At 35.2% G+C, this 22,923-nt stretch carries 22 protein-coding genes; 9 read left to right on the top strand and 13 right to left on the bottom strand.

Annotated features, from left to right (window positions below; translation table 11 throughout):
- Nucleotides 1–2: 2 nt before the first annotated feature.
- From CORI_RS04080 to CORI_RS04050, 7 genes are all read right to left on the bottom strand, one after another.
- On the bottom strand, nucleotides 3–2,078 hold the full coding sequence (locus tag CORI_RS04080) for a TRAP transporter permease (protein WP_173030916.1): 2,076 nt from the start codon (nucleotides 2,076–2,078) through the stop codon (nucleotides 3–5).
- Nucleotides 2,079–2,104: 26 nt separating this feature from the next.
- A complete protein-coding gene (locus tag CORI_RS04075; protein ID WP_173030915.1) occupies nucleotides 2,105–3,043 on the bottom strand; it encodes a TAXI family TRAP transporter solute-binding subunit in 939 nt (312 codons plus the stop codon).
- Between the two features lie 245 nt (nucleotides 3,044–3,288).
- Complete coding sequence (locus CORI_RS04070; RefSeq protein WP_173030914.1) at nucleotides 3,289–4,056, bottom strand: EFR1 family ferrodoxin; 768 nt, start codon at nucleotides 4,054–4,056, stop codon at nucleotides 3,289–3,291.
- 110 nt (nucleotides 4,057–4,166) lie between these two features.
- Nucleotides 4,167–5,039 carry a carbon-nitrogen hydrolase gene (locus CORI_RS04065; RefSeq protein WP_173030913.1) on the bottom strand — a complete coding sequence of 291 codons (873 nt, stop codon included), beginning with the start codon at nucleotides 5,037–5,039 and terminating at the stop codon, nucleotides 4,167–4,169.
- Nucleotides 5,040–5,112: 73 nt separating this feature from the next.
- Nucleotides 5,113–6,048, bottom strand: coding sequence for a cation diffusion facilitator family transporter (locus CORI_RS04060; protein WP_173030912.1), 936 nt, complete (start codon nucleotides 6,046–6,048; stop codon nucleotides 5,113–5,115).
- A gap of 53 nt (nucleotides 6,049–6,101) precedes the next feature.
- Complete coding sequence (locus CORI_RS04055; RefSeq protein ID WP_173030911.1) at nucleotides 6,102–7,076, bottom strand: agmatine deiminase family protein; 975 nt, start codon at nucleotides 7,074–7,076, stop codon at nucleotides 6,102–6,104.
- On the bottom strand, nucleotides 7,073–7,327 hold the full coding sequence (locus tag CORI_RS04050; RefSeq protein ID WP_169941354.1) for a hypothetical protein: 255 nt from the start codon (nucleotides 7,325–7,327) through the stop codon (nucleotides 7,073–7,075). The genes CORI_RS04055 and CORI_RS04050 overlap by 4 nt, the downstream gene beginning before the upstream one ends.
- 151 nt (nucleotides 7,328–7,478) lie before the next feature.
- On the opposite strand from CORI_RS04050, the gene CORI_RS04045 reads away from it, so the two are divergent.
- From CORI_RS04045 to CORI_RS04025, 5 genes are all read left to right on the top strand, one after another.
- Nucleotides 7,479–8,468, top strand: coding sequence for a c-type cytochrome (locus tag CORI_RS04045; RefSeq protein ID WP_173030910.1), 990 nt, complete (start codon nucleotides 7,479–7,481; stop codon nucleotides 8,466–8,468).
- Nucleotides 8,469–8,564: 96 nt separating this feature from the next.
- The gene (locus CORI_RS04040; protein WP_173030909.1) at nucleotides 8,565–9,218 is read left to right on the top strand and encodes an amino acid ABC transporter permease; all 654 of its coding nucleotides are present in this window, start codon (nucleotides 8,565–8,567) and stop codon (nucleotides 9,216–9,218) included.
- A 25-nt stretch (nucleotides 9,219–9,243) separates the two neighbouring features.
- Nucleotides 9,244–9,873, top strand: a complete 630-nt coding sequence (locus tag CORI_RS04035) for an amino acid ABC transporter permease (protein ID WP_211436675.1) — start codon at nucleotides 9,244–9,246, stop codon at nucleotides 9,871–9,873.
- A gap of 8 nt (nucleotides 9,874–9,881) precedes the next feature.
- Nucleotides 9,882–10,619, top strand: a complete 738-nt coding sequence (locus tag CORI_RS04030) for an amino acid ABC transporter ATP-binding protein (RefSeq protein ID WP_173030908.1) — start codon at nucleotides 9,882–9,884, stop codon at nucleotides 10,617–10,619.
- Nucleotides 10,620–10,666: 47 nt separating this feature from the next.
- Nucleotides 10,667–11,500 (top strand): cysteine ABC transporter substrate-binding protein, encoded by an 834-nt coding sequence (locus CORI_RS04025; RefSeq protein WP_173030907.1) that lies wholly within the window; start codon nucleotides 10,667–10,669, stop codon nucleotides 11,498–11,500.
- Between the two features lie 23 nt (nucleotides 11,501–11,523).
- Here CORI_RS04025 and CORI_RS04020 read toward each other — a convergent pair whose 3' ends face one another.
- A complete protein-coding gene (locus CORI_RS04020; RefSeq protein WP_173030906.1) occupies nucleotides 11,524–12,729 on the bottom strand; it encodes a Wzz/FepE/Etk N-terminal domain-containing protein in 1,206 nt (401 codons plus the stop codon).
- A gap of 92 nt (nucleotides 12,730–12,821) precedes the next feature.
- On the opposite strand from CORI_RS04020, the gene CORI_RS04015 reads away from it, so the two are divergent.
- From CORI_RS04015 to CORI_RS04000, 4 genes are all read left to right on the top strand, one after another.
- On the top strand, nucleotides 12,822–13,757 hold the full coding sequence (locus CORI_RS04015; RefSeq protein WP_367889827.1) for a sugar transferase: 936 nt from the start codon (nucleotides 12,822–12,824) through the stop codon (nucleotides 13,755–13,757).
- Between the two features lie 48 nt (nucleotides 13,758–13,805).
- Entirely contained in the window at nucleotides 13,806–13,958 is a 153-nt protein-coding gene (locus tag CORI_RS10850) for an acyltransferase family protein (RefSeq protein ID WP_173031929.1), read from the top strand.
- Nucleotides 13,959–14,721: 763 nt separating this feature from the next.
- Nucleotides 14,722–15,165, top strand: coding sequence for a hypothetical protein (locus tag CORI_RS04005; protein WP_173030905.1), 444 nt, complete (start codon nucleotides 14,722–14,724; stop codon nucleotides 15,163–15,165).
- Between the two features lie 374 nt (nucleotides 15,166–15,539).
- A complete protein-coding gene (locus CORI_RS04000) occupies nucleotides 15,540–15,710 on the top strand; it encodes an SGNH hydrolase domain-containing protein (protein ID WP_173030904.1) in 171 nt (56 codons plus the stop codon).
- A 1-nt stretch (nucleotide 15,711) separates the two neighbouring features.
- On the opposite strand, the gene CORI_RS03995 is transcribed toward CORI_RS04000, so the two are convergent.
- The 5 genes from CORI_RS03995 to CORI_RS03975 all read right to left on the bottom strand — a co-directional run bounded on the left by CORI_RS03995 (nucleotide 15,712) and on the right by CORI_RS03975 (nucleotide 22,861).
- A complete protein-coding gene (locus tag CORI_RS03995) occupies nucleotides 15,712–16,956 on the bottom strand; it encodes a glycosyltransferase family 4 protein (protein ID WP_173030903.1) in 1,245 nt (414 codons plus the stop codon).
- Complete coding sequence (locus CORI_RS03990) at nucleotides 16,953–18,353, bottom strand: alginate lyase family protein (protein ID WP_173030902.1); 1,401 nt, start codon at nucleotides 18,351–18,353, stop codon at nucleotides 16,953–16,955. The genes CORI_RS03995 and CORI_RS03990 overlap by 4 nt, the downstream gene beginning before the upstream one ends.
- A 118-nt stretch (nucleotides 18,354–18,471) precedes the next feature.
- On the bottom strand, nucleotides 18,472–20,613 hold the full coding sequence (locus tag CORI_RS03985) for a bi-domain-containing oxidoreductase (RefSeq protein WP_173030901.1): 2,142 nt from the start codon (nucleotides 20,611–20,613) through the stop codon (nucleotides 18,472–18,474).
- Complete coding sequence (locus tag CORI_RS03980; protein ID WP_173030900.1) at nucleotides 20,610–21,722, bottom strand: Gfo/Idh/MocA family protein; 1,113 nt, start codon at nucleotides 21,720–21,722, stop codon at nucleotides 20,610–20,612. The genes CORI_RS03985 and CORI_RS03980 overlap by 4 nt, the downstream gene beginning before the upstream one ends.
- Nucleotides 21,719–22,861, bottom strand: a complete 1,143-nt coding sequence (locus CORI_RS03975; RefSeq protein ID WP_173030899.1) for an N-acetyl sugar amidotransferase — start codon at nucleotides 22,859–22,861, stop codon at nucleotides 21,719–21,721. Before CORI_RS03975 ends, CORI_RS03980 begins: the two co-directional genes overlap by 4 nt.
- Nucleotides 22,862–22,923: the final 62 nt, after the last annotated feature.

The following is a 22,923-nucleotide window of genomic DNA, read 5'->3' as shown; positions in this document are numbered from 1 at the left end:
GCCTATATCACAAGCGCCTTTTTCTCGTTTTTGTTTTTTATCCACTGATACGCAAAAAGAGCGAAATAAATCCCGGCTCCAATAACATAAGAGATATATTCGTTTGCGATAAACGGGATATATTTAGCGCACATATTTGGCACCAATGTTAGCGGCACAACCAGCATAAGTAAGGCTCGCTCCCAAATTTGAACGCGAGTAACAAAATAACCTTGAAGTGCCGATGCAAAAGCAAACATGCCTATAAGTGCAGTTGAAAATATGAGAAGTATCTCGGCCGGATTTGTTATCCAAACTATGCCCTTGGCGTCGCTTGGAGAAGCAGGATTTACGCTCTCGATAAGAAGCAATTTGTTATTAAACACAAATGAAAACGGCAAAATAGTCGTTCTTAGATCATAAAAAAATCCCTGAACACCGACGGTTACAGGATTTGCTTTGGCAATTCCTGCAGCAGCGTAAGCTGCAATTCCGACAGGCGGGGTATCGTCTGCTAAAATTCCAAAGTAAAACACAAACAGATGCACCGCAATCGCAGGTATCAAAAAGCCGTTTTTATAAGCTAAAAATAAAATTACGGGAGCCACAAGCGAGCTTACCACGATATAATTAGCCGTAGTCGGAAGCCCCATGCCAAGGATGAGAGACATGATCGCCGTTAAAAACAGTATAAGCACGATGTTGTTTCCGGCTAGCGTCTCGACTACTTCAGACAGCACCTGACCGACACCCGTAAGCGAGATAGAGCCTACGATGATACCGGCTAAACCCGTTGCTATAGCAATTGTAGTCATGTTTCTAGCTGCACCGACCATCGCCCAAAAGATATCGGCAAAGCCAATAATAAAGTCGTTTTTGCTAACTTTTTCTTTAAACGCCAATTTTCTAATAGGTTCTTGAAATATTATTATCAAAAATAATACGTTAATAGCGTTAAAAGCAGCGGAGATAGGCGATTCTTTTGCTATCAAAAGCGTATATAATAGAACTAAAATCGGTATCAGATAGTGAATTCCGCTTACAAAAATTTTAAATCTTGAGAAATTCTTATCGTGCTGCATGCCTTTAAGCCCAAGCTTACAAGCCTCCAAATGCACGATAAAAAACAGCGACATATAGCAGACAAATGCAGGAATTACAGCAGCTATCATTACATTTGTATAGCTCATGCCCAAAAATTCGGCTATGATAAATGCTGCTGCGCCCATGATAGGTGGCATAAGCTGACCGTTTACACCAGCAGCAACTTCGATGGCGCCCGCTTTAGTGCTGCTTAGACCCGCTTTTTTCATAAGAGGTATGGTAAATGTTCCAACCGTTACGACGTTTGCCGTAGAGCTTCCTGAAACCATGCCAGTTAGCCCGCTAGCAATAACCGAGGCCTTAGCAGGACCTCCTCTAAATCTGCCAAGCATCGCAAAGGCCAAATTTATAAAATACTGCCCCGCTCCAGCCCTTTCAAGCAACGAACCAAACAATACAAACAGATAGATAAAGCTAACGCTAACGCCAAGAGGCACGCCAAATACACCCTCGGTCGTTAGATACATATGTCCTGCAAGCTTATTTAGGCTCGCACCTTGATGAGCTATGATATCAGGCATGTACTGACCAAAGTAGTCATACGCTAAAAATATAGCGGCAATAATGCCTAAAGCAGGACCTATCACGCGTCTGCCCGCTTCAAACAGTATCAAAACGGCGATGCACGACACCGCAATATCAACTTTAGTGTAATCACCCGGTCTTTGAGCCAAAGAGTAAAATTCTATAAAAGGATAAAGAGCCGCAAAAACACCCACGACGCAAAGGACGATATCATAAATCGGCATGCTCGTGTGAGCCTTTTTATGAAATTTAAGCGGATAGAGCAAAAACACAAGCCCTATCGCAAATGCAAAGTGAACGGATCGCGACATAGTCGTATTCATCGGAAAGTAGGCTATGTAAAGCTGGAAAACCGACCACGCAAAGCAGATTATACTTGTTAGATAAAGATAAAAATTCGAGTTTATCTCTCTTGTCTTAACCTCTACAAATTCCTCTTTCTCTTGCGCCGCTACATTTCCAACTTCCATACACCTACCTTTAAATTTGATTTATATTATTTTATTATTCCGTGTTTTTTAAACTCAGCCTCAGCAGCAGGGTGAAGCGGAGCCGAAAGTCCTTCGACCAAAGACTCTTTTGTTACCGCACCAAGCGCAGGGTGAAGTGTTTTATACTCGTCAAAGTTATCTAGTATTGCCTTAACGACAGCCGCTACGGCCTTATCGCTCATATCTTTATTTGTTACTAAAACGGCCTTAACACCGATACTTTCTACGTCTTTATCAACGCCTTCGTAAGTGCCTTTTGGTATTACACCTTTTGCAAAATAAGGAAACTCTTTAAGCATCTTATCGATATTTTCGCCGCTTATATTTACGATATCAATAGGCATTGAATTTGCGGCGTCAGTGATGTTTGCCGTAGGGTGACCTACCATGTAAAAATATCCGTCTATTTTTTTATCTTTAAGTGCGTGCGGACACTCTTGAGCCGTTAAAACGCCGTGATGTTTTAGCTTCTTAGCGTCAAAGCCGTAAGCGTTAAACACGGTAAGAGCCGTCATTTCATTACCGCTTCCCGGATTTCCTACGTTTATATTTTTGCCCTCAAGGTCATTTATCGAAGCTATTCCGCTTGCTTTTGATACTACAAACGCCAAAAGTTCAGGATAGATTGACACTACAGCGCGTAAATTTTTATCGCCCATATCTTTAAATTTGCCCACGCCGTTGTATTTATCATAGACTACGTCGCTTTGCACGAAACCGAAATTTAGCTCTTTTTTAAGTACGTTATTTACGTTATATATAGAGCCTCCGGTTGATTGCACGGAGCATTTTATCTGAGGATCTTTATTTGCAAGACGGCAAATCGCGCCTCCGACAGGATAATAAGTACCAGTCATTCCGCCCGTGCCGATAGATATAAACTCTTTTGCGCCAAGTGTAGAAGCAAAAAGAAGCCCTGCTAAAACTAAAGATGTCTTTTTCATAGCCAATCCTTTATCATAAATTTTGGATTTTTTATCGTATCACAAAAAAATAGTTTTTTATGAAAAATCCATTTAATTTTTTACGGCTTATTTAAAATTTTTGCTAATTTTACACATTTTAACTTTAAAAAATAATTTCTTAAGTTTTATTTAATATAAATTTCTAAAGCATTTGCAAAAAGAAGTGTTAAATTTAAGAGAGAGTAAAAGCTGAATTTTAGGCTACTTATTCCAAATTCACAAGCCTAAAATCTAGCAGGAATTGACTTTTCTAAATTTTTTGCTTTACCGAGTATTGTTATGGCTTTTTGGTTGCATATATTTACGCATCTATAGCAAAGTGTGCAGTTATCATCAAATTTAGCCTTTGTAGCAACTAAGCTTATATTTGCCATCGGGCAAGGCTTCACGCAACTGCCACAACCCGTGCAACGAGCTTCATCAAGAGTGGGCTTACTCTTACTAAATAGTGTCTTGTCATAAATTTTCATCCAAAGTCGCTGCCCTAAAAATCCCGCTATTTGATGAAACAAGCTTAGTCCGTGTCTAGGATACTTGCCCGCCATAAACAGCTCTGCAAGGTGTTTTATTTTAATAGAAGCTTGACTGATTATGCGTTCGTTTTTCTCGTGCGAATAGCTAAAAATGCCCACATCAAGGATAAATCCGGGCATTTTTATATGCGCTCCGCCCGTTATATTTGCGCCGAATTTCTTTAAAATTCTAGCCGCACATCCGGCCCCGTCACCGCTAAAAGCCTCCATCGTAGAGATTATAAATACATTTTTGCCATTAAAATTTGCGCTGTTTTTGTAAAGAAACTCGCGCACAATCCTTGGCAGGTCGCTAAAATAAATAGGATACGCAAGAATGACATCTTGATGTTTGCTTAAATGTTTAGCGCAAGCAACATCTTCAATCGAAACCGCTAAAACATCCTCATGAAGGTAGCTTATGAATTGATTAATGCAGTATTTGGTATTGCCAGTAGAGCTAAAATAAATCGCTATCATAAATTTTCTCGCAAACAAATTTAATCAAATTTAACTCAATATATCTGAGCAAATTTGATTAAGTCTAAATTTTATAGCAAATTTTGCAGTAATAAAATATCTTAAAATTTTCAGTCAATAAATCTCTTTGTCAAATTCGCATAAGCATCAATCCTTCGATCTCTTAAAAAAGGCCAAATTCGACGCACTTCTTCGCTTCTTTTCATATCGATTTCCACTATCTCGCATAGTTCGCTTGTGTTATCGGCGCGGAAAATTTCCTCTCCTTGAGGTCCAAATACAAAGCTATTGCCCCAAAATTTTATGCCATCCATAACTCCGCTTGTATCTTTTTCAAATCCTACGCGATTTACCGCCACCACAGGCAAACCGTTTGCTACCGCATGACCGCGCTGAACGGCTACCCACGCCTCAAGCTGGCGAGATTTTTCAGCATCGGTATCAGACTCAAACCATCCTATCGCCGTAGGGTATATTAAAATTTGCGCTCCACGCAAAGCCATAAGTCTAGCAGCCTCAGGATACCACTGATCCCAGCAAACTAAAACGCCAAGCTTGCCAAGACTCGTTTGTATCGGCTCAAATCCAATGTCTCCGGGTGTAAAATAAAATTTCTCGTAAAATCCCGGATCGTCAGGTATGTGCATCTTGCGGTATTTGCCCGCAACTTTGCCGTCTTTTTCATATACGTAAGCGGTGTTATGATAAAGCCCGTCTGCACGCTTTTCAAATAGCGAAGTAACCAAAACTATGCCGTTTAATTTAGCAACCTCGCCCCAAAACCTCACATCGTCTTGCCAATCGTTTGCCAAATCAAAAAATTCCGTATCCTCGCTTTGACAAAAATATTGCGTTTGATGAAGCTCTTGGCACACCACAAGATCGGCGCCCTGGCTTGAGGCCTGTTTAATGAGATCTAAAGTCTTTTGGTTTGTCGCCTCTTTGGTTCCGTGAAATTTCTGCTGAATTAAAGCTACTTTCATAATTTTACCTTAAATTTAAATTTTAAAAATTATACATCAAAGAGGATAAACGCCTCATAAATCGCTCTTTATACTACCTATCGTCATACGGATCAAGATGAGTGATGATATGCCACTCAAACTGCGGGAATTTGCTCCTAATCTGCTCTTCTATCTCGTCTGATATGTCGTGAGCTCTGATTAGTAAAATTTCTTTATCAAATACAAGATGAACGCTGATGTAGCAATCATTTGCACTCTTTCTGCTGGTAAGTCCGTGAAAACTTGAAATTTCCTTTTTTAAAGAGAGTATCTCCTCTATCTGCTTTATAATTTCAGGCTCAAGCGCCCTGTCCATAAGGACTAAAACGCTGTCTTTTAACAAATTTATAGCAGAATGAACTATATAAAAGCTTATTAAAACGCCAAAAATCGCGTCTATTATCGTAAATCCAGTAAATTTGATAATCAAAAGAGCGGCAACTACGGCTAAATTCGTGAAAAAATCGCTCTTATAGTGAAGAGCGTCTGCCTTTATGATTAAATTTTGAGTTTTTTGAGCTACTTTGCTTAAAAACGCTACCAAAATTCCCGTAACACCTAAAGAAAAAACCATAACGTAAAGACCGGTATTGACATCTATGCTAACCTCTTCGGCGGTAAATTTAATAGCGCTTTCATAAAATATAAAAACACCGATTGCGATGATTAAAGCCCCTTCAAAAAGCGCCGCCAAGGCTTCAAGCTTGGTGTAGCCGAAGTTAAATTTATCGTTTGCCGGAGCGTTTGACTTCTTAAGCGCAAAGAAATTTAGCACCGATATAAGACAATCAAGCATAGAATCAATAGCGGAGCTAAGCACGGATATGGAGCCGCTATAAATGCCTGAGATAAGTTTAATGATAGCCAGCAAAAATGCCGTAGCCCCGGCGGTAATAACCGCTAAACGTTGTAAATTTTTTTCCGTTTTCAAGCTATTTGATGTAGAGTCTTGCCGCTCATTTTTAGATTTTATTTGCTCTGCCGACATCTTAGCAACACCGTCTTTTATCTCGTCTCATCTCATTTCGCCAAGATAATTTACTAGCGCGAGCCTTCGTATCTGTTTTGGCTTGAGCAGTGAAGCGAGCCGTTTTGACGAACAAAAACGAGCGAATTTACGCCTATTATTTTGTGATTTGGAAGCGCTTTTGCAAGGCGCTCAAGCACGATTTTATCGTTTCTATCATCATAAGTAGGCACGATCAAAGCACCGTTTACAAAGATAAAATTTGCATAAGTACACCCTAGCCTTTTACCTTCGTAAAATTTAGGGCTAGGAAGCGGAAGCGGCAAGAGGTTAAAACCCGTTTTTTCAAGCTCTTGCTTCATTTTTTCAAGCTCCTCATAGTGCTCATCATTTTTATCATCCGTACAAGCATAAGCAATCGTATCAGGCGAGATAAACCTAGCCAAAGTATCTATGTGAGAGTCGGTATCATCGCCCTTTATAAAGCCGTGCTTAAGCCAGATAATACGATTTAAGCCAAAAAGCTCTTTTAGCCTCTCTTCAATCTGATCTTTACTAAATTTGGAATTTCTATTATCGTTTAGCAGGCAAGCTTCAGTCGTTAGCAAAGTGCCTTGTCCGTTAAATTCTATACTTCCGCCCTCTAGGATGAAATCAACTTCTTGCAAATTTGTCTTAAAACGCTTAATAAGCTCTAAATTTACGGCATTATCCTTTGAGCTTTCAAATTTCCCGCCCCATGCGTTAAATTTAAAATCATAGCTTAAAATTTTATCTCCGTTTTCAACGTCAATCATGCCGTAATCGCGTATCCACGTATCATCGGTATCAATCTTAACAAACTCAACATTATCAAATTTGGCAAATCGTGAGTTAAAAATTCCTTCATCGGGACATATCAAAACGCACTTTTGAAAAGGAGTTATCGCCGCCACAAGCGCTTCGTAACTATCTAAAATTTCGTTCAAATACGGCTTCCAGTCGCTGTTTTCGTGCGGTAACGATAAAAACAGAAGCTCTTGTTTTTCCCACTCTGCATAAGCTCTCAAATTTCACTCCTTGATCTGTTTTTGTAAATTTTAAAAATTCCATAAAGCGTTATGAATATCCAAAAAACCTCTATCAAAAAAGAGCCTAGATTAAAATGCACAAGAAGCGAGATGATAAGCAGTATCGCTCCTGCTAAATTTATAAGCTGATAGCTTAAGTCGTTGCTTGTAAGTCTTCCTATCTGAAGCAGTAAATATCCAAGAACAATACAAATCATGCCTAGAAATCCGATAAATTGAAAAATATCCATCGACACTCTTAATACGAAAATTTTAAAGCTAATTGTAACATATTAAAAAAATTCTAGTTTTAAAAATTAAAGAATCTCTACATTAAATTGCTGTAATATTTTCTAGTATATTTTAAATAAAATTTAAATAACTTAACCATAAGGAGATTTTATGAAAAACAGTGTTTTACTGATGGCTGTGCCGCTTTTGATAAGTAGCTCTTTTGCGTTTGACGCAGCCAAAGATAAGGCTAAAAGCGCTTATCCGTTTGAAGTAAAAATTCAGGAATTCAGGCTTCCTGTGGGAATTGATGAAAACGGCATAATAGACGAAGCCAAGCTTGGCGACTCTCCTTATGCAAAAACAGTTATATTCGGCTCAAAGCTACTAAACGAGACCTCGCGCTATCTTGGTCCTCAAGCAAAAGACGAGAAAAAGCGCTTTGCTGGCAACAACTTATCCTGTTCAAGCTGCCACTCAAAGGGCGGAGTTGAGCCGGGACACTCTCCTTTCGTAGGAATTACGGCTAGATTTCCTCAATACAACTCAAGAGCTGATCAGGTAGTAACCCTACAAGACCGCATAAACGGCTGCTTTCAGCGCTCGATGTCGGGCAAGCCGATACCTGCAAATTCAAAAGAGATGCGCGCAATGGTAACTTATATGCACTGGCTATCAAGCGGATATGAGGTAGGCGCAAAGGTCAAGGGTCAAGGACTCGTTAAGGCCGAGTACATAGATAGGGCGGCCGATCCTAAAAAAGGAAAAGAAATTTACGCTGCAAGATGCGCCTCATGCCACGGTGAAAACGGAGAAGGCATGATAAATCCAGACTTTGCAAACGGCGGAGATTATTATATATTTCCCGCACTTTGGGGAGATGACAGCTACAACACGGGAGCTGGCATGTACCGCTTAATAAAAGGCGCTCAATATGTAAAATCAACCATGCCTCAAGGCGACGCGACTCTAAGCTGGGAAGAAGCGTATGACGTAACGGCTTATATGAACTCTCACCCTAGACCTATCAAACAAGGTCGCGAAAAAGACTTCCCCGATCTTGACGTAAAGCCTATGGATATGGATGTGGGGCCTTACAACGACGGCTTTGACGAAAACGCTCACAGATTTGGACCATACAAACCTATGCTTAAAAAATAAATTTTTCTTTCGGTAGTCGTATTAATACTAATTTTGTCTTTAAATTTAGTATTAATACGCTAAAATCTCGCAAATTTTAAACAATAGGTCAAATTTATGGATTTTGAGTTTATAAAAGAATTTTATCCGATGTTTATAAAGGCCGGAATTTTGACGCTAAATCTAGCCTTTTGGGGGATAGTCTTTTCTATCCTTGTCGGTATATTTTGTATGATGATTAAATTTTATAAGATCAAGCCTTTAGTGCCTATAGTTAATGGCTATATCGAACTTTCTCGCAACACTCCGCTTCTTATACAGCTGTTTTTCTTGTATTACGGTTTGCCAAAGCTGGACATAAATATAAGCTCGTTTTCATGCGCTGTTATAGGGCTTACCTTTCTTGGAGGAAGCTACATGGCGGAGAGTTTTAGGCTCGGGTTTGAGTCGGTAAAAAAATCTCAACTTGAAGCGGGGTTGAGTATAGGATTAAACGATCATCAGCTTCTTGGATATGTAGTATTGCCACAAGCTTTTAGCGTCGCCCTACCGTCAATAAGCGCAAATATAATATTTTTACTTAAAGAAACTTCAATAGTCAGCATAGTAGCTCTTGCGGATCTAGTCTATGTCGCAAAGGATCTCATCGGGCTTTATTATAAAACCGATGAGGCGCTTTTTATGCTTGTTATCAGCTATCTTGTTATTATCTTGCCTATATCGCTTGCGCTGACATGGCTTGAAAGAAGGATGAGGGTTGCAAGGAGCTAGTATTTTATTTGACGCGCAAAATTTAATGCGACTTGGCGAAGGGCTTATCGTAAGCTTGCAAATTTCTATCATATCTATCGTCATATCGATCATCGGCGGGCTTATCATGGGCATAGTGATGAGTTCAAAAAACAAATTTATATATATGATTTGCAAAATTTGCCTTGAGATTATTCGCATTATGCCGACTATAGTTTGGCTTTTTATATTTTACTTTGGTGTAAGCAGAGCCTTGGGAATTCACATAAGCGCATTTACGGCGTCGCTTTTGGTATTTAGCGTTTGGGGAGTGTTTGAGATGATGGATATAGTGCGTGGAGCTATCACTTCCATACCAAGACATCAATTTGAAAGCGCGGCGTCGCTAGGTCTTAGCAAGACTCAAATTTACATAAACGTAATCGTGCCGCTTGCCATGCGTCGTTTGGTTCCGGGGGCTGTAAATTTGCTAAGCAGGATGATTAAAACAACCTCGATAGTGGTGCTAATAGGTGTCGTGGAGGTAGTTAAGGTCGGACAGCAAATCATCGAAAATCATGTTTTTACAAACAATATGGCGCCGTTTTGGATATACGGATTTATATTTTTTCTATATTTTATTATATGCTATCCTATTTCAAAGCTCTCAAAGAGACTTGAAGAGAGATGGGGTTAGGGAATTTAATGGACAAACAGATATTGCAACTCAAAAATTTAAACAAATTTTATGGCTCTACGCAAGCGCTTAAAGATATAAATTTAAACGTAAAAAGCGGCGAAGTAGTGGTTCTACTTGGTCCTTCAGGATGTGGTAAAAGCACGACTTTGCGGTGCATAAACGGACTTGAGCAGATACACGGCGGCGAGATAGTCATACACGGAGAGTCGATAAATAAAGACTTTAAAGACTGGACGCGCATAAGACAATATGTAGGCATGGTGTTTCAAAGCTATGAGCTCTTTGATCACATGAACGTCATAGACAATATCTTACTTGGTCCCGTAAAAGCTCAAAAACGCAACAAAAAAGAGGTCGAAAAAGAAGCCGATATGTGGCTAAAAAAGGTCGGATTAAGCGATAAAAAATACGCCTATCCAAAGGAGCTAAGCGGCGGTCAAAAGCAGCGTATCGCTATAGTAAGAGCGCTTTGTATGAAGCCTGATCTTATGCTGTTTGACGAAGTAACGGCTGCGCTTGATCCTGAAATCGTGCGAGAAGTGCTTGATGTGATCATAAATTTAGCAAAAGAAGGCATGACCATGCTAATAGTAACTCACGAAATGGGTTTTGCAAGGGCGGTTGCAGATAAAATAATATTTATGGATGAAGGAAGAATCGTAGAAGAGAGCGATCCTGAAGAGTTTTTTACAAATCCAAAGACTCAAAGAGCAAAAAAATTCCTAAATTTGTTTTCGTTTTAAAATTTTTGGTATAAATACAAACTTATTTTATAATACAAGGAGAAAGAATGAGAAAACTTCTGTTTTCATTTTTGGCATTAATCGCTACCGTCTTTCTAACGGGTTGTGGTAATGATAATTCTAGCGCAAACGCGATAGATAAGATAAAGGAGCGCGGATACGTTCGTATAGGAGTATTTAGCGATAAACCGCCTTTTGGTTTTATAGACAAGGACGGCAAAAACCAAGGCTATGATATTTACTTTGCAAAGCGCATAGCAAAGGATCTCTTAGGAGATGAAAGCAAAGTAAAATTTGAACTCGTAGAGGCTGCTAGCAGAGTTGAATTTTTAACCTCGGACAAGGTTGATATAATCCTAGCCAATTTCACCAAAACAGAAGAAAGGGCTAAAGTGGTTGATTTTGCGCTTCCTTATATGAAAGTTTCACTTGGTGTAGTTAGTCCTGACGGAGAGATAATCAAAGACATAAGCGAGCTTAAAGGAAAGAAACTGATCGTAAACAAAGGCACTACGGCAGATGCTTATTTTACTAAGAATCATCCTGAGATAGAGCTTTTGAAATTTGATCAAAATACCGAAACTTTCGGGGCATTGCTTGATAAAAGAGGCGCTGCACTATCGCATGATAACACTTTACTTTTTGCATGGGTTAAAGAAAATCCCGGCTTTACGGTAGGCATACAATCAATCGGCAACATTGACTCAATAGCGCCTGCAGTTAAAAAAGGAAACGAAGCCTTGCTTAAGTGGATAAACAACGAAATCATGAGTCTTGAAAAAGAGCAATTCTTCCACAAAGCATACGATGAAACACTCAAGCCCGTATATGGCGACAGCGTAGATCCTGAATCAGTAGTCGTCGAGGGCGGCAAAATTTAAATTAAAGCACAAGTAAATAAAACTTACTTGTGCCTACTCCTATTTTTTATACTATCATGAACCAAAACTGCAAAAATAGATAGCATAAGCCCGCCACAAAACGCCACTAATATAATAATTTCTTTTTTGGGACCAATAGGTTTTTCTGATATTATTATTTCTGAGACTATTGCAGTATTTTTATAATTATATGGTCTTAGCGATAACTCCACAAGCGACTTTTGATCCAAAAGCTTACTCAACTCTTCTGTCTGAAGAGTCTGAAGCTCTCTTTGAAGACTCGGGAGTCTCTCATTTATTATAACATCTTTATCAGAAAGCATATTTTCAAAATCAACGCTAATTAGCCGATCAAGCCTATTTTGAATATCCGGTTTGGTTTGTGTTGCAATAATTTCTTTTTGTTTCTCCAGCTCTATTATTGACTGCTCCAAATTTGAAATTTGTGCATAAAGTCCTTGCTCTGCTATCTGACGAAGCATAGCATCTTCTACGGTATTTATTTTTTGACTTTCCATAAACTTAGCTAAATCATATTCATATTTTGCAAGCCTATCCATACTAAGTTTTAAACTCTTTTCTAATGCAGGCAATGTTACATTATCTATGACAGAAAGATCACGTCTAGCAGCAGGTATAATAGCTTCTTGCATATAAGCTATCTGCCTATCCAAGCGCGGAATTTGAACACTCTTAACATACTCTATCTGTCCTGTTTTTTCTAATATTTTATTATTTTTTAAAAAACTTATCTGTCGTTCTATGTTAGCAAGCTGCACTCTTTTATTCTCCAGAAAAGCATCGAGAGTATTTTTATGCTGAGAGGCTATATCTTGCACTATTTTATTTATTTGTGCCGCAGCAACTTCTTTTGATACAGCTACAACTTCAATGTTAAAAAATTTTTTATTATTTTTCACTTCAGTTATTTTTTTTACTTTATATTCAATATCTTTCGTATTTTTTAAAAGCTCAATATATTTTACGCTTAATTGCTGTACAATATCAGCAGTATTTTCTATCAATATTTCTTCATTTTCGCTACTTTTATAATATCCGGTCTTAACTAGTGCTGAAGCTTGATACCATGGGGTCGCAAGTATAGTATAAAGCAACGCCAAAAAAGTAATACATATCGTAATGACAAATATCTCTTTTTTATAGTTTAATATCTTTTCAAAAAGTTCAAATAAGTCTACTTCATCATCTTTATAAAATTCTTGTTGCATTTGCATCCTTAATAATTAGAAGATATTAAGGCATATTATCCTAAAATATTATTTAAAATACAATTATTTTAATCATGGCAGGAGTAAAAACTTTGTCTATTCTTATATTGGGAGGTAAATATCAGCTTAACTCTTTGGACACATCCAGATTAAAGAAAAAATTTAAAAAAATAAGTGTTCTTAAATATAGAAATAGAAACTCAAGAGATGTTAGAAAAGATATAGAAAATCTCTTAGCAAACAACTCGTATAAATATCTTATCATAAATACAAAAGTTTATATTGATCCAAAAATGATAAAATATCTCACACTTTTGCAATTTAGGCTTCAAAAAAAAAGAATAAAAATTCTTACTATTGAAAAATTTCTAGAGAAATTCTTAAAGAAAAGTTACATACCGGACGATGATAGTGATCTAAAATTCTTAAGCGATATAAGACCGTACAACAAGTTTGAAATCATAATAAAGCGCACTATAGATATATTTGGTGCCAGCATCCTATATATAGTTCATTGCATTATTAAATTTCATGTTGCAAACAAAATAACTCAAGAGTCTCCTGGCTCTTTATATTTCATACAAAATAGAATTGGATTAAATGCAACCATTTTCAAATGCTATAAATTCAGAACCATGCACGAAAACTCATACTATAATCCATACACAAGCGAAAATGATGATAGAGTTTTTAAATTTGGTAATTTTATGAGAAAGACGCGCATAGATGAAATCCCTCAATATAAAAATATTTTTAAAGGAGACATGCACTTAATAGGCCCTAGAGCCGAGTGGAATATCTTGGTAAATAACTATGAAAAAGAAATACCATACTATAATGAGCGCCATTTAGTAAGACCAGGCATAACAGGCTGGGCGCAAGTAAACTACCCTTATGGCGAAAATGTTTATGACGCGAAACAAAAACTAATGTATGATCTATACTACATTAAACACTGGTCGCTTTGGCTTGAAATTAGTACGATCATTAAGACCGTCTTGGTTGTGCTTGGAAAAAAAGGGCTTTAAGCGGTGTTTCATGCTGCAAAAAGAATTATGCTTTGAAAAAACTACCGAATTGAACTAGATGAACTACGTGCCATAGCTGTATTGGCAGTAACAATATATCATGCCAAGATAGTAGCATTAGGGAAAGTGTTGTTAAGTAATGGCTTTTTGGGTGTAGATATATTTTTTGTATTGTCTGGTTTTTTGATTACCGGTATTTAATAGACAAAAACCCAAGATACTTACTTTTTATAAAAGCAGGTTTGATAGGATTTATACAGCCTTAATACTATTGCTATTATATGCCGTATTGTATCGTATTTTATTTTAGTCCCATCTGATATATTAAATTATATAGAACAGCTAAAAAGTACTATATTGTTTTTTTCAAACTATATATTTATGCACAAAGATTCTTATATCTCGGATTCTAGTCAATATAAAATTTTACTTCACACATGAAGCTTAGAAGTCGAATGGCAATTTTATACTGTATTTCCAGCTATAATTTATATAATAAAAAAGTTATTTAAAGATGATCTTGAGCAAATTTTTCTTATTTTAATTTAGTATGTCATTTTTTTATTGCATTTATCTTATGCAAGTAAATCAAACTTTTGCTTTTTATTCGACTTCTTCAAGAACTTGGGAACTTTTTGCTGGAGGATTAGTATTTTTACTATCAAAAAAGATAAAGAACAGCGAAATTAATAATGTGCTATCTGCATTTGGAATAATAATTATTTTATATTTGTTAATTTTTATTTAAGATACAGACGCACATCCTGGATTTATTAGCTCATTTCGTGTCATTGGAGCCTCTTTATTTATACTTTATATACAAGAAAGAAGTCTTGTATATAAAGTATTTACTATTAAGCCAATCGTTTCTGTAGGTATTATTTCCTATTTGCTCTACTTATATCATCAGCCAATACTTGTCTTTTATAGATTCACAAACCAAAATATAAGCAGCAAAGAGTTCTTGGTTTTGCTTTTACTTATGTTTGCAATATCATACATATCTTATGCTTTCTTTGAAAATCCAATTAGAAAAAGTAAAAATAATAAAAAGTATATCATAGTATTATTTTTAACATTATCAACGATATTATTCTATAAATACGCAAAGCATACAAATGGATATGATTTTAGACAAATTTCAGATGCATCAACCATATTGAAACATTTTGAAAAACCAGAATACACAAGACTCTATCAAGAGCCTTATGGTCTCAGAATTAACTCTTATTTAAGAAATGATAATGTAGAGCAAAAGGGTTGCGACAGAAGAATGCCATCTGCTTCATGTAAAATAAAAAATGGCAGCAAAGAACTACTTATAGTTGGAGATTCTTTTGCTGGTGTGTTTGCATACATATTTTCTGAATTAAAAATTTTCTTTACACATCAGCAGTGTCCATTTTAATGGAAGGAATTTGGTTTAGAACAAGGCTGGAATGTTCAGATACAAATAAGCTTAGATGGCAAGAAATAGAAAGCCAATATATTGACAGGAACGGATTTTAGACTATTTTCATATGGGAAAAAGGAGGTGTCTAACTACACTCTAGGGCAAACTATAGAGACAAAAATACTATCGACAAACAAGAAATATATCAAAGTTTTAAAAAAGTAATTACAAAACTGATAGAATTAAATCATCATCCCATAATTATTCTTCAACCACCAACACCAAACATTGATCCAGACAAAGAGATGAAATTTCAAATACAAAAAGGAATATTTAAATTTGAAACAAAGTGAGATGCGACAACAACTAGTATAGATATGGAGGTAAAAATGCCATTAAAAGATCTTAATGTAACTTTTATAGATTTAAATCAAAAAATGTGCAAAAATGATAAATGCCTAACAATAAATGAAGATGGAAGTTTATATAATGGCAGAGGACACTTGTCTTATTTTGGAGCTAAATTGTTTATGGAAGATATCATTAAGGCTTTAAAGTAGATCAATTGGTCCTATGGATTTGGACGAGTACTTGAATTTGTACAAAATTTTTTATAATACTAATCATATCAAGAGCTAATTTTTTTCTATCAAAATCATTTGCTAGTTTTTCACATCCTGTTTGACACTGCTTGTAGTTATTATCGTCTGTTAAAAATTTAAGCTTATCTATAAAGTCTTTTTCATTTTCTGGCTCAAAACATATGCCAGCGTTATATTTTTCTATTATCTCTTTTGCTTCTCCTTCAACGCCAAGCAAAATAGGCTTTCTCATAGCGCTTGCTTCAAATATCTTTGATGGAATAACGGTTTTAAAATTATCATCTTTTTTAAGCGGTACCAACATAACATCGCAAATAGATAAAAATTTAGGCACTTTGTTTTTTGATATCGGATTTAAAAAAGTAATATTTTTCAAATTAAGCTCGTTTGCCAAAGTCACAATACTAACCTTTACAGCTCCGTCCCCCACAAATAAAAAGTGAAATTTTTTATCCTTTATCTTTGCTATGGAGTGTATTATAAAGTCTAAACTATGGGCCATTCCGTGAGTACCTATGTAGCCTACAATAAATTTTTTTTGCAAATTTAGCTCATCTAAAAGCTTTTCGTCTTTTTCTCTAGGAGTAAAAAGGTCTAAATTTGAGCCGTTTGTTACAACTTTTATTTTACTCTCATCTATACCCCTACTTATTAAATTTTGCTTAAAAGCCTGCGTAACTGCGATAACCAAATTCGAGTTTTTGTATAAACCAAGTTCTATTTTTTCTAAAATTTCTATCGCTCTGCCTTGCTTTATAGCACCCACAGTCTTAATAGACTCAGGCCAAAGATCTCTTAGTTCAAAAACCCAAGGCTTTCTTTTTGCCTTTGCTAAAGCAAAACCGGTCCATGTAGTAAAAAACTGTGGCGACGTAGCAATTATGATGTCAAATTTTTGAAATAATCCTACTAAAAATGCCATCAAAGCAAAGCTTATGTAGTCAAGAATTCTTTTTACAAACCCTTCATTTTTTGCCATATAACTCCATACTCTTATTACGTCTATCCCATCAAATTTCTCTTTGCTGTACAACTTGTTTTTATACCCAGAATATATCTTGCCATGTGGAAAATTTGGAAAACAAGTAAGGATAGTCACATTAACACTGCTATCTTTTACCCATTCTTTTGCGTGTTCGTAGGTTCTCGTAGCAGGAGCATTAACTTCGGGAGGAAAGTTGTCTGTTATAAATAAAATTCTCATACTCTTATTTCAATCTCCAATTCTTTTGAAAATACAATCTCTAGAACAAGTGCGGTTTGAAAATTATTGTATCCAACTGGATACAAGTAGTCTTTTATACTGTAATCCATATTATATAAATTTATGGCTTTACATATGTCATTTTTTGTAATGCACGGATGAAAGTGTAGTCTAAATACAGCAGAGGTATCCTTACTTAGAATATCTTTGATAATTACAAGTTGTTCATTAAAAATCCATATTCTTGTGTGTAAAATACCATATGTTTTATATCCGTCATGAGTAGCTTCTATTGTGTTCATATTTTCTTTTAAAAAAATAATTCTAGCACGATTGGCAAGCCTAAACGAATCCCAAACGTTACTACTATTTTTATCAGGCACTTCTACAGTATTATGAGAAATTGTTCCTTTTTCATACAATCTTCTTTTGCAGTTTTCATAAGTACTAATACCGCAATCAACAATAAAAGGTCTTTTATCTATATATAGTTCAAAATTTAAACTATCCGCATGAGTATGCCCTGCTATATAATAGGCTTTTACATCAGCAATATCAACTATACACTCATATCTATCTCTAACTATTTTTCTATATCCGCTACTAGATAATTCAGAGTTAATTTTTTTGATATTTAATTTATCTGCGTATTCAAAAAGCTGCAAAGAGCTTGGCGCTATACCATATGCACTATCATTTAACATTGGAATATCGCCATTTTTATATGTTATATTACTCAGCCAACCAAGCATCAAGCTTGCTTTTGCTATCAAAAAGTCCAAGAAGCTATCTTTTTTATTATTATTATTTTGTATAAGATTTATAACATCAAGCAATCTATATAGCATCAGCTGATGATACATAGGGCTAAGTTCAAAATGAGCACCATCAGATAGAATTTGCCTATTAAGTTCATTTATTAGTATATTTTTTGCTTTGGTTTCTAAAATTTTATCCTGAAAATAATATCCGCCAAACAAAAGACTAAAACCATTTTCTAGCAGGTGATTGCCAAGCAAATGATATTCTAGATTGTCAAGCAAAATATAATATTGAGCATAAAGGCTGTCGTCTATTTTTTTATCTTTAATATCAAATTTTGTAATAAATTTTATCCAATTAATAGCTCGTAAACTTATAGGAAACGGTTCAAGTCCATCTTTAACAAATGGTATTTTTTTGATAAAATCATACACAAGCCAAACATCATCTTGTTTTTCCAAGAATTCAAAATAACAAAGATTGTAAGTCCATAATTTACCAAAATAAGCATAGTTCCAGTCTATATTGCCGTTAAAATTGTGTTCTAAATTTAGAAAACAAAACTTATGACCATCAACTTTGACATTGCTTTTTATAGAATCTTGCAAACTTAATTTTATAGATTTTGAATCCATAATAAATTTTTGCTTAAAACAAATAATTTTTCTAAAATACTTTCTTGAAAAATAAAAAAACCTATAATATATTTGAATAAATTTAAGATATTTGACAGTATTTACAAATCTCAAAAAATTACTCATCCACAAAAACTAGCCTCTTTAATCTCAATGATTCTACAATTTTAAAAGTCGTTTTTGTTGTATTATACAAACTTTCAAATTCTATAGCATTTATTCCACTTTTAACAGAATTTTTAAAAGCCATAAACTCAGAAGCAAAACCTTTGTCTTGGTTCAAACTCTTCTCTTTTATAGTTTTATTATTTTTATAAATTTTAAGCTCTCTAAAATCATTCATCTGCATACTTATATTGCTACCAAAAAGCTCTAAATACTCTTTAGGCATCAAGCTGTTTCCATAAGAATAGTATGTTATAGTGGCTGTACTTCCGTTTTGGTATTTCAATACAACACTTACATTGTCTTCATCTGGTATAGAATTATCATTAATACTTAAACTTGTGGCAAAAACACTTTCGACCAAACTTCCGACTAAAAAACTACAAGTGTCAACAAAATGACAAACCTCGCCTACTATTCTTCCTCTGCCGATACTCTTATCTTGTATCCATGTATCCCTTGGTATTATACCTGCATTAATTCTATAATTGATAGCGATTTGTCCATTAATACTACTTTTCATCTTTTGAATCATTGGCGAAAAACGCCTATTAAAACCGACTTGCAATACACTCTCGCCTAGATATTTACCTTTTAGCTCTTCAAGTTCACTTTCATGTATGCAAAGTGGTTTTTCAACAAAGCAATGTTTTTTAGCTTCAATAGCTTTTAATACTTTCGCGAAATGTTCATTGTGTCTAGTTGTAATAAATACGCTATTTATCTCATTATTATTAAATATCTCATCATCACTGGTTGTAATGTATTTAAAACCATATTTCTTACCGGTTCCTTCTGCACTTACGCCTGTTGCCGTACAAACACCCACAAATTCAATGTCGCCTATCTTTTGCAAATTTGGCAATATAACAGATTTTGTGAAATTTCCGGCACCTATTAGTCCTATATTAATCGAATCCGATTTTATAATACTATCATTTCTTTTGATGATTTTATGCTCATTTAATTTGATTTCTTTTTTATAATTCAGAACTATTCCTAAATATTTTTCTTGTATTCTTCCCTCAAGCAAATCATAAGCAATCATAGCATCATCAAAATCATAAGAATGCGTTATAAGATCTTTTGGAGTAATTTTGCCATCTTGAATCAGACTTAAAAATGCCTCAAAATTTCTTTGCTCAGTAAATCTAACAAGGTCATAGGGGTAGTCCACTCCCTTTTCTTCATATTCAGTATCATATCTGCCTGGACCATATGCCATAGAAAGCTTAATCTCTAGCTCTTTTTTATAATAAGCATTTCTAGGAACATCCATGCCAACCATCCCTACAAGCACAACTCTCCCGCGCATACGGCTTATTTCAGCCGCATCTATAATAGGTTGATTTGAAGATGTTGAAGCAGTTATAACGACTGCGTCGGCACCATATCCATTTGTAAATTCGTTCGTCTTTGCCATAAGATCCGCCGCATAGCAAACCTCATCACATCCTATTTTTTTAGCTAAATTTAACTTATCTGGGTCTATGTCGCTACCGATGACCTTGCAACCATTTGCCTTTAAAAGCTGAACCGTGATCTGCCCTATAAGACCAAGTCCGATAACGGCTACTTTTTCGCCTATTAGAGGAGAGGTTTGCCTAATACCCTGCAATGCTATCGCGCCGACAGTTACAAACGATGCATCTATGTCATCTACGCCGTCTGGGATTTTTGCCATTAAATTTTTAGGCACATAGTTTATCTCTGCATGATTTGCATAGCCTGCGCCACCACAAGCCACTCTATCTCCGATATTAAATCCGCTTAAATTTTCCCCGACCTGAACTATCTCTCCCGCCAAACTATATCCAAGCGGTATCGGCGTATCAAGCTTTGTAAAAACTTTTTCAATAGTATTTCTAATACCCTCTTTTTTCATCTTGTCTATTACCTGCTTAACTAAGTCTGGTCTATCTTTAGCTTTTGAAAAGAGTGATTTTTTAGCAAAATCAACTAGCATTTTTTCTGTCCCGGCACTCACTAGGCTTACATTTGTTTTAACCAAAGCACCATTTTTATCGCACACTGGCACTGGCACGTCAAAAAGTCCAAGCTCACCTGTTTTAAATGATTGTATAAGTTGTTTCATTGTGCTATATCACTCCATTCTTTGTCTAGGTTAAATAGGCTATTTGTTTGCCTATTAACAACCATATCTTTTACAAACAGCATCAATAGAGTAGAAACCTCTACCTCTTTCCAGTCTCTATGATATTTACTTTTTTTAAAAGGTTGCAATATGGCATTTTTATGACCTACATCTTTTGGATTATATTGTTTTTTAATCAACATATCATTCTGCCAAATTGTCATTGATCTAAAATCATCAATTTTAGCTATTGTTTTACAATATTGAAAATTTATCGTCTCATTTATGCCCTCAAATGGTTCGCTTCTTGCCGTAAGCACAATAGATAAAAGATCCCCCAAGTCAGTCGTTATGCTTATTGCTATATTATCATCAAATTCATCAATATTACTATATGCTATAGATATATTATATTTTTTCGGTAATAATCTCCAAGAAAAAATATGAATTGCTAAATCTATCCAGTGTCCAACATTTCCACAAACTCTAGTGCCCTCTTCCGGCTTTCTATACCAATGATCTTTTTGTATAAAATGCCCAGATATAAAACACGAGATAGTCATTGGCTCTAATATAAATGTTTCTAATGAATTTTTTAGATCCACAATAGCACTAGAAAACGGCCTATTGTAGCCAGCAAAAATATTTGGTTTATATTCCCGGATCGACTTTATAAGTTTTTTAAGTTGTTCTTGGTTAACGGATATTGGCTTTTCAACATAAACAATCTTATTATTTTTAATTGCCCTTATCGCATAGTCTGTATGACTATGATGATTTGATGCTATATATACAATGCTAACTCCAGGGCTAGAAAATATATCGTCTACATTATTTGTGTGTTTTATTTTATAAAATTTTTCAAAAGACATTTGATTGTTTTTGTCTATATCATACGCCATCAAAAATGCTCCAGGGGATTTTCTCGAAACAAAATAGCCAATAGTTGCAAACCCAAACTGTCCGCAACCAATTAATGCTATATTTTTAGGCTTAAGTGTTGGCAAGAAAATATTAAACCGTCTTAGTCGACCAAAAATTTTAAACAATGTCCTTTCTATACCATATATGCCAATGTATCTAATAATTTTTCTGAACTTAGATGTCATCTATATAGTCTTCTCTCTAGTCCAAAATACTGCATAATTTTGGCGCCCAGATTTATAATTCTAATTTTACTCTTATAATCTAAATACGTCTTATTTTCACCTTTGAATATTTGCCATAATTCATCAGTTGTCAAATTTAGTCTATTGGCAACATATTCAAATTCTTTCAATAAAATCTCCTCTGACAACTCACTCTTTGATATACGCTCTAAAGCCTCTTCTCTAGTCATTTGTCCAGTCATAATTAAGCTTGAAAAATGTGCTCGTCTCTTTTCAAGACCATGTTTTTTTGGTAGCCAAAAATCCTCATAAAATCTTGTAAATCTCGAATCATGATGTTTGTGTTGGAATTTTTCAAAACCATACAGACTATAAAGTTTTTCTTCAGCATCTTTTTTAATAAATGGAACAAAATCCAATGGTTTGATAACCTTCATTCCTAATATATATCTATAATAAATTTTATAAACAAGAATATCTATGATTGGAAATGTTTTTAATTTAATTTTACCAAATTTATTATGTATATCCTGAATTAAAGTGTAGTCTATTCCAGGATAAGCTCCCCATTCTTGGGGCTCTTTGCAGCATTCAGTAGAATAATTTCCTCCAGTAAGAACATATTTTATGTTATTTTTTCTAGCAAATTTATATAAAGTTGAAAAAAATGCAATATCTTGAGGCATATCTTGGTCTCTAATCTGTGATTTAAAAAACGCAACCTGAAGATCTCTCATTTCTTCCCAATTGATAGTCTCTGTGTGAAGCTTTAAGTCAAGACCTTTTGCTATTTTCTCTATATTATTTTCTGCTTGCTCCATGTTCCATCCAGCATCAACATGGAGCAATAATGGTCTTAAACCCATTATTTCTTTTGCAACATAAGCAGTATATGAACTATCAAGACCTCCACTAAGACCTATTATGCAATCAAATTCATTTTTTTTATTTTCTTTCTTTATCTTTTCTGCAATACGCATCAGGTCGCCAAGTCTATTTTTTCCATAATTCCATTCCGGAACTATATTGTTTTGAAAATTTCTACAATGATCACATTCTCCTTTTTCGTCAAACACAATCTTTTCATCAGATGTATCCATTATACATTTTGTGCAAATCTGATATACTTTATTTTTCATGACTATTCATTCTCCTATCCACAAATGATATATTAAAATTTCTTAACAGCCAACACCCGCTA

Source organism: Campylobacter sp. CCUG 57310 (assembly GCF_013201975.1).
Classification (GTDB): domain Bacteria; phylum Campylobacterota; class Campylobacteria; order Campylobacterales; family Campylobacteraceae; genus Campylobacter_A; species Campylobacter_A canis.
The sequence above is the reverse complement of the archived record's forward strand: the minus strand, read 5'-3'. Positions and strand labels throughout refer to the sequence as shown.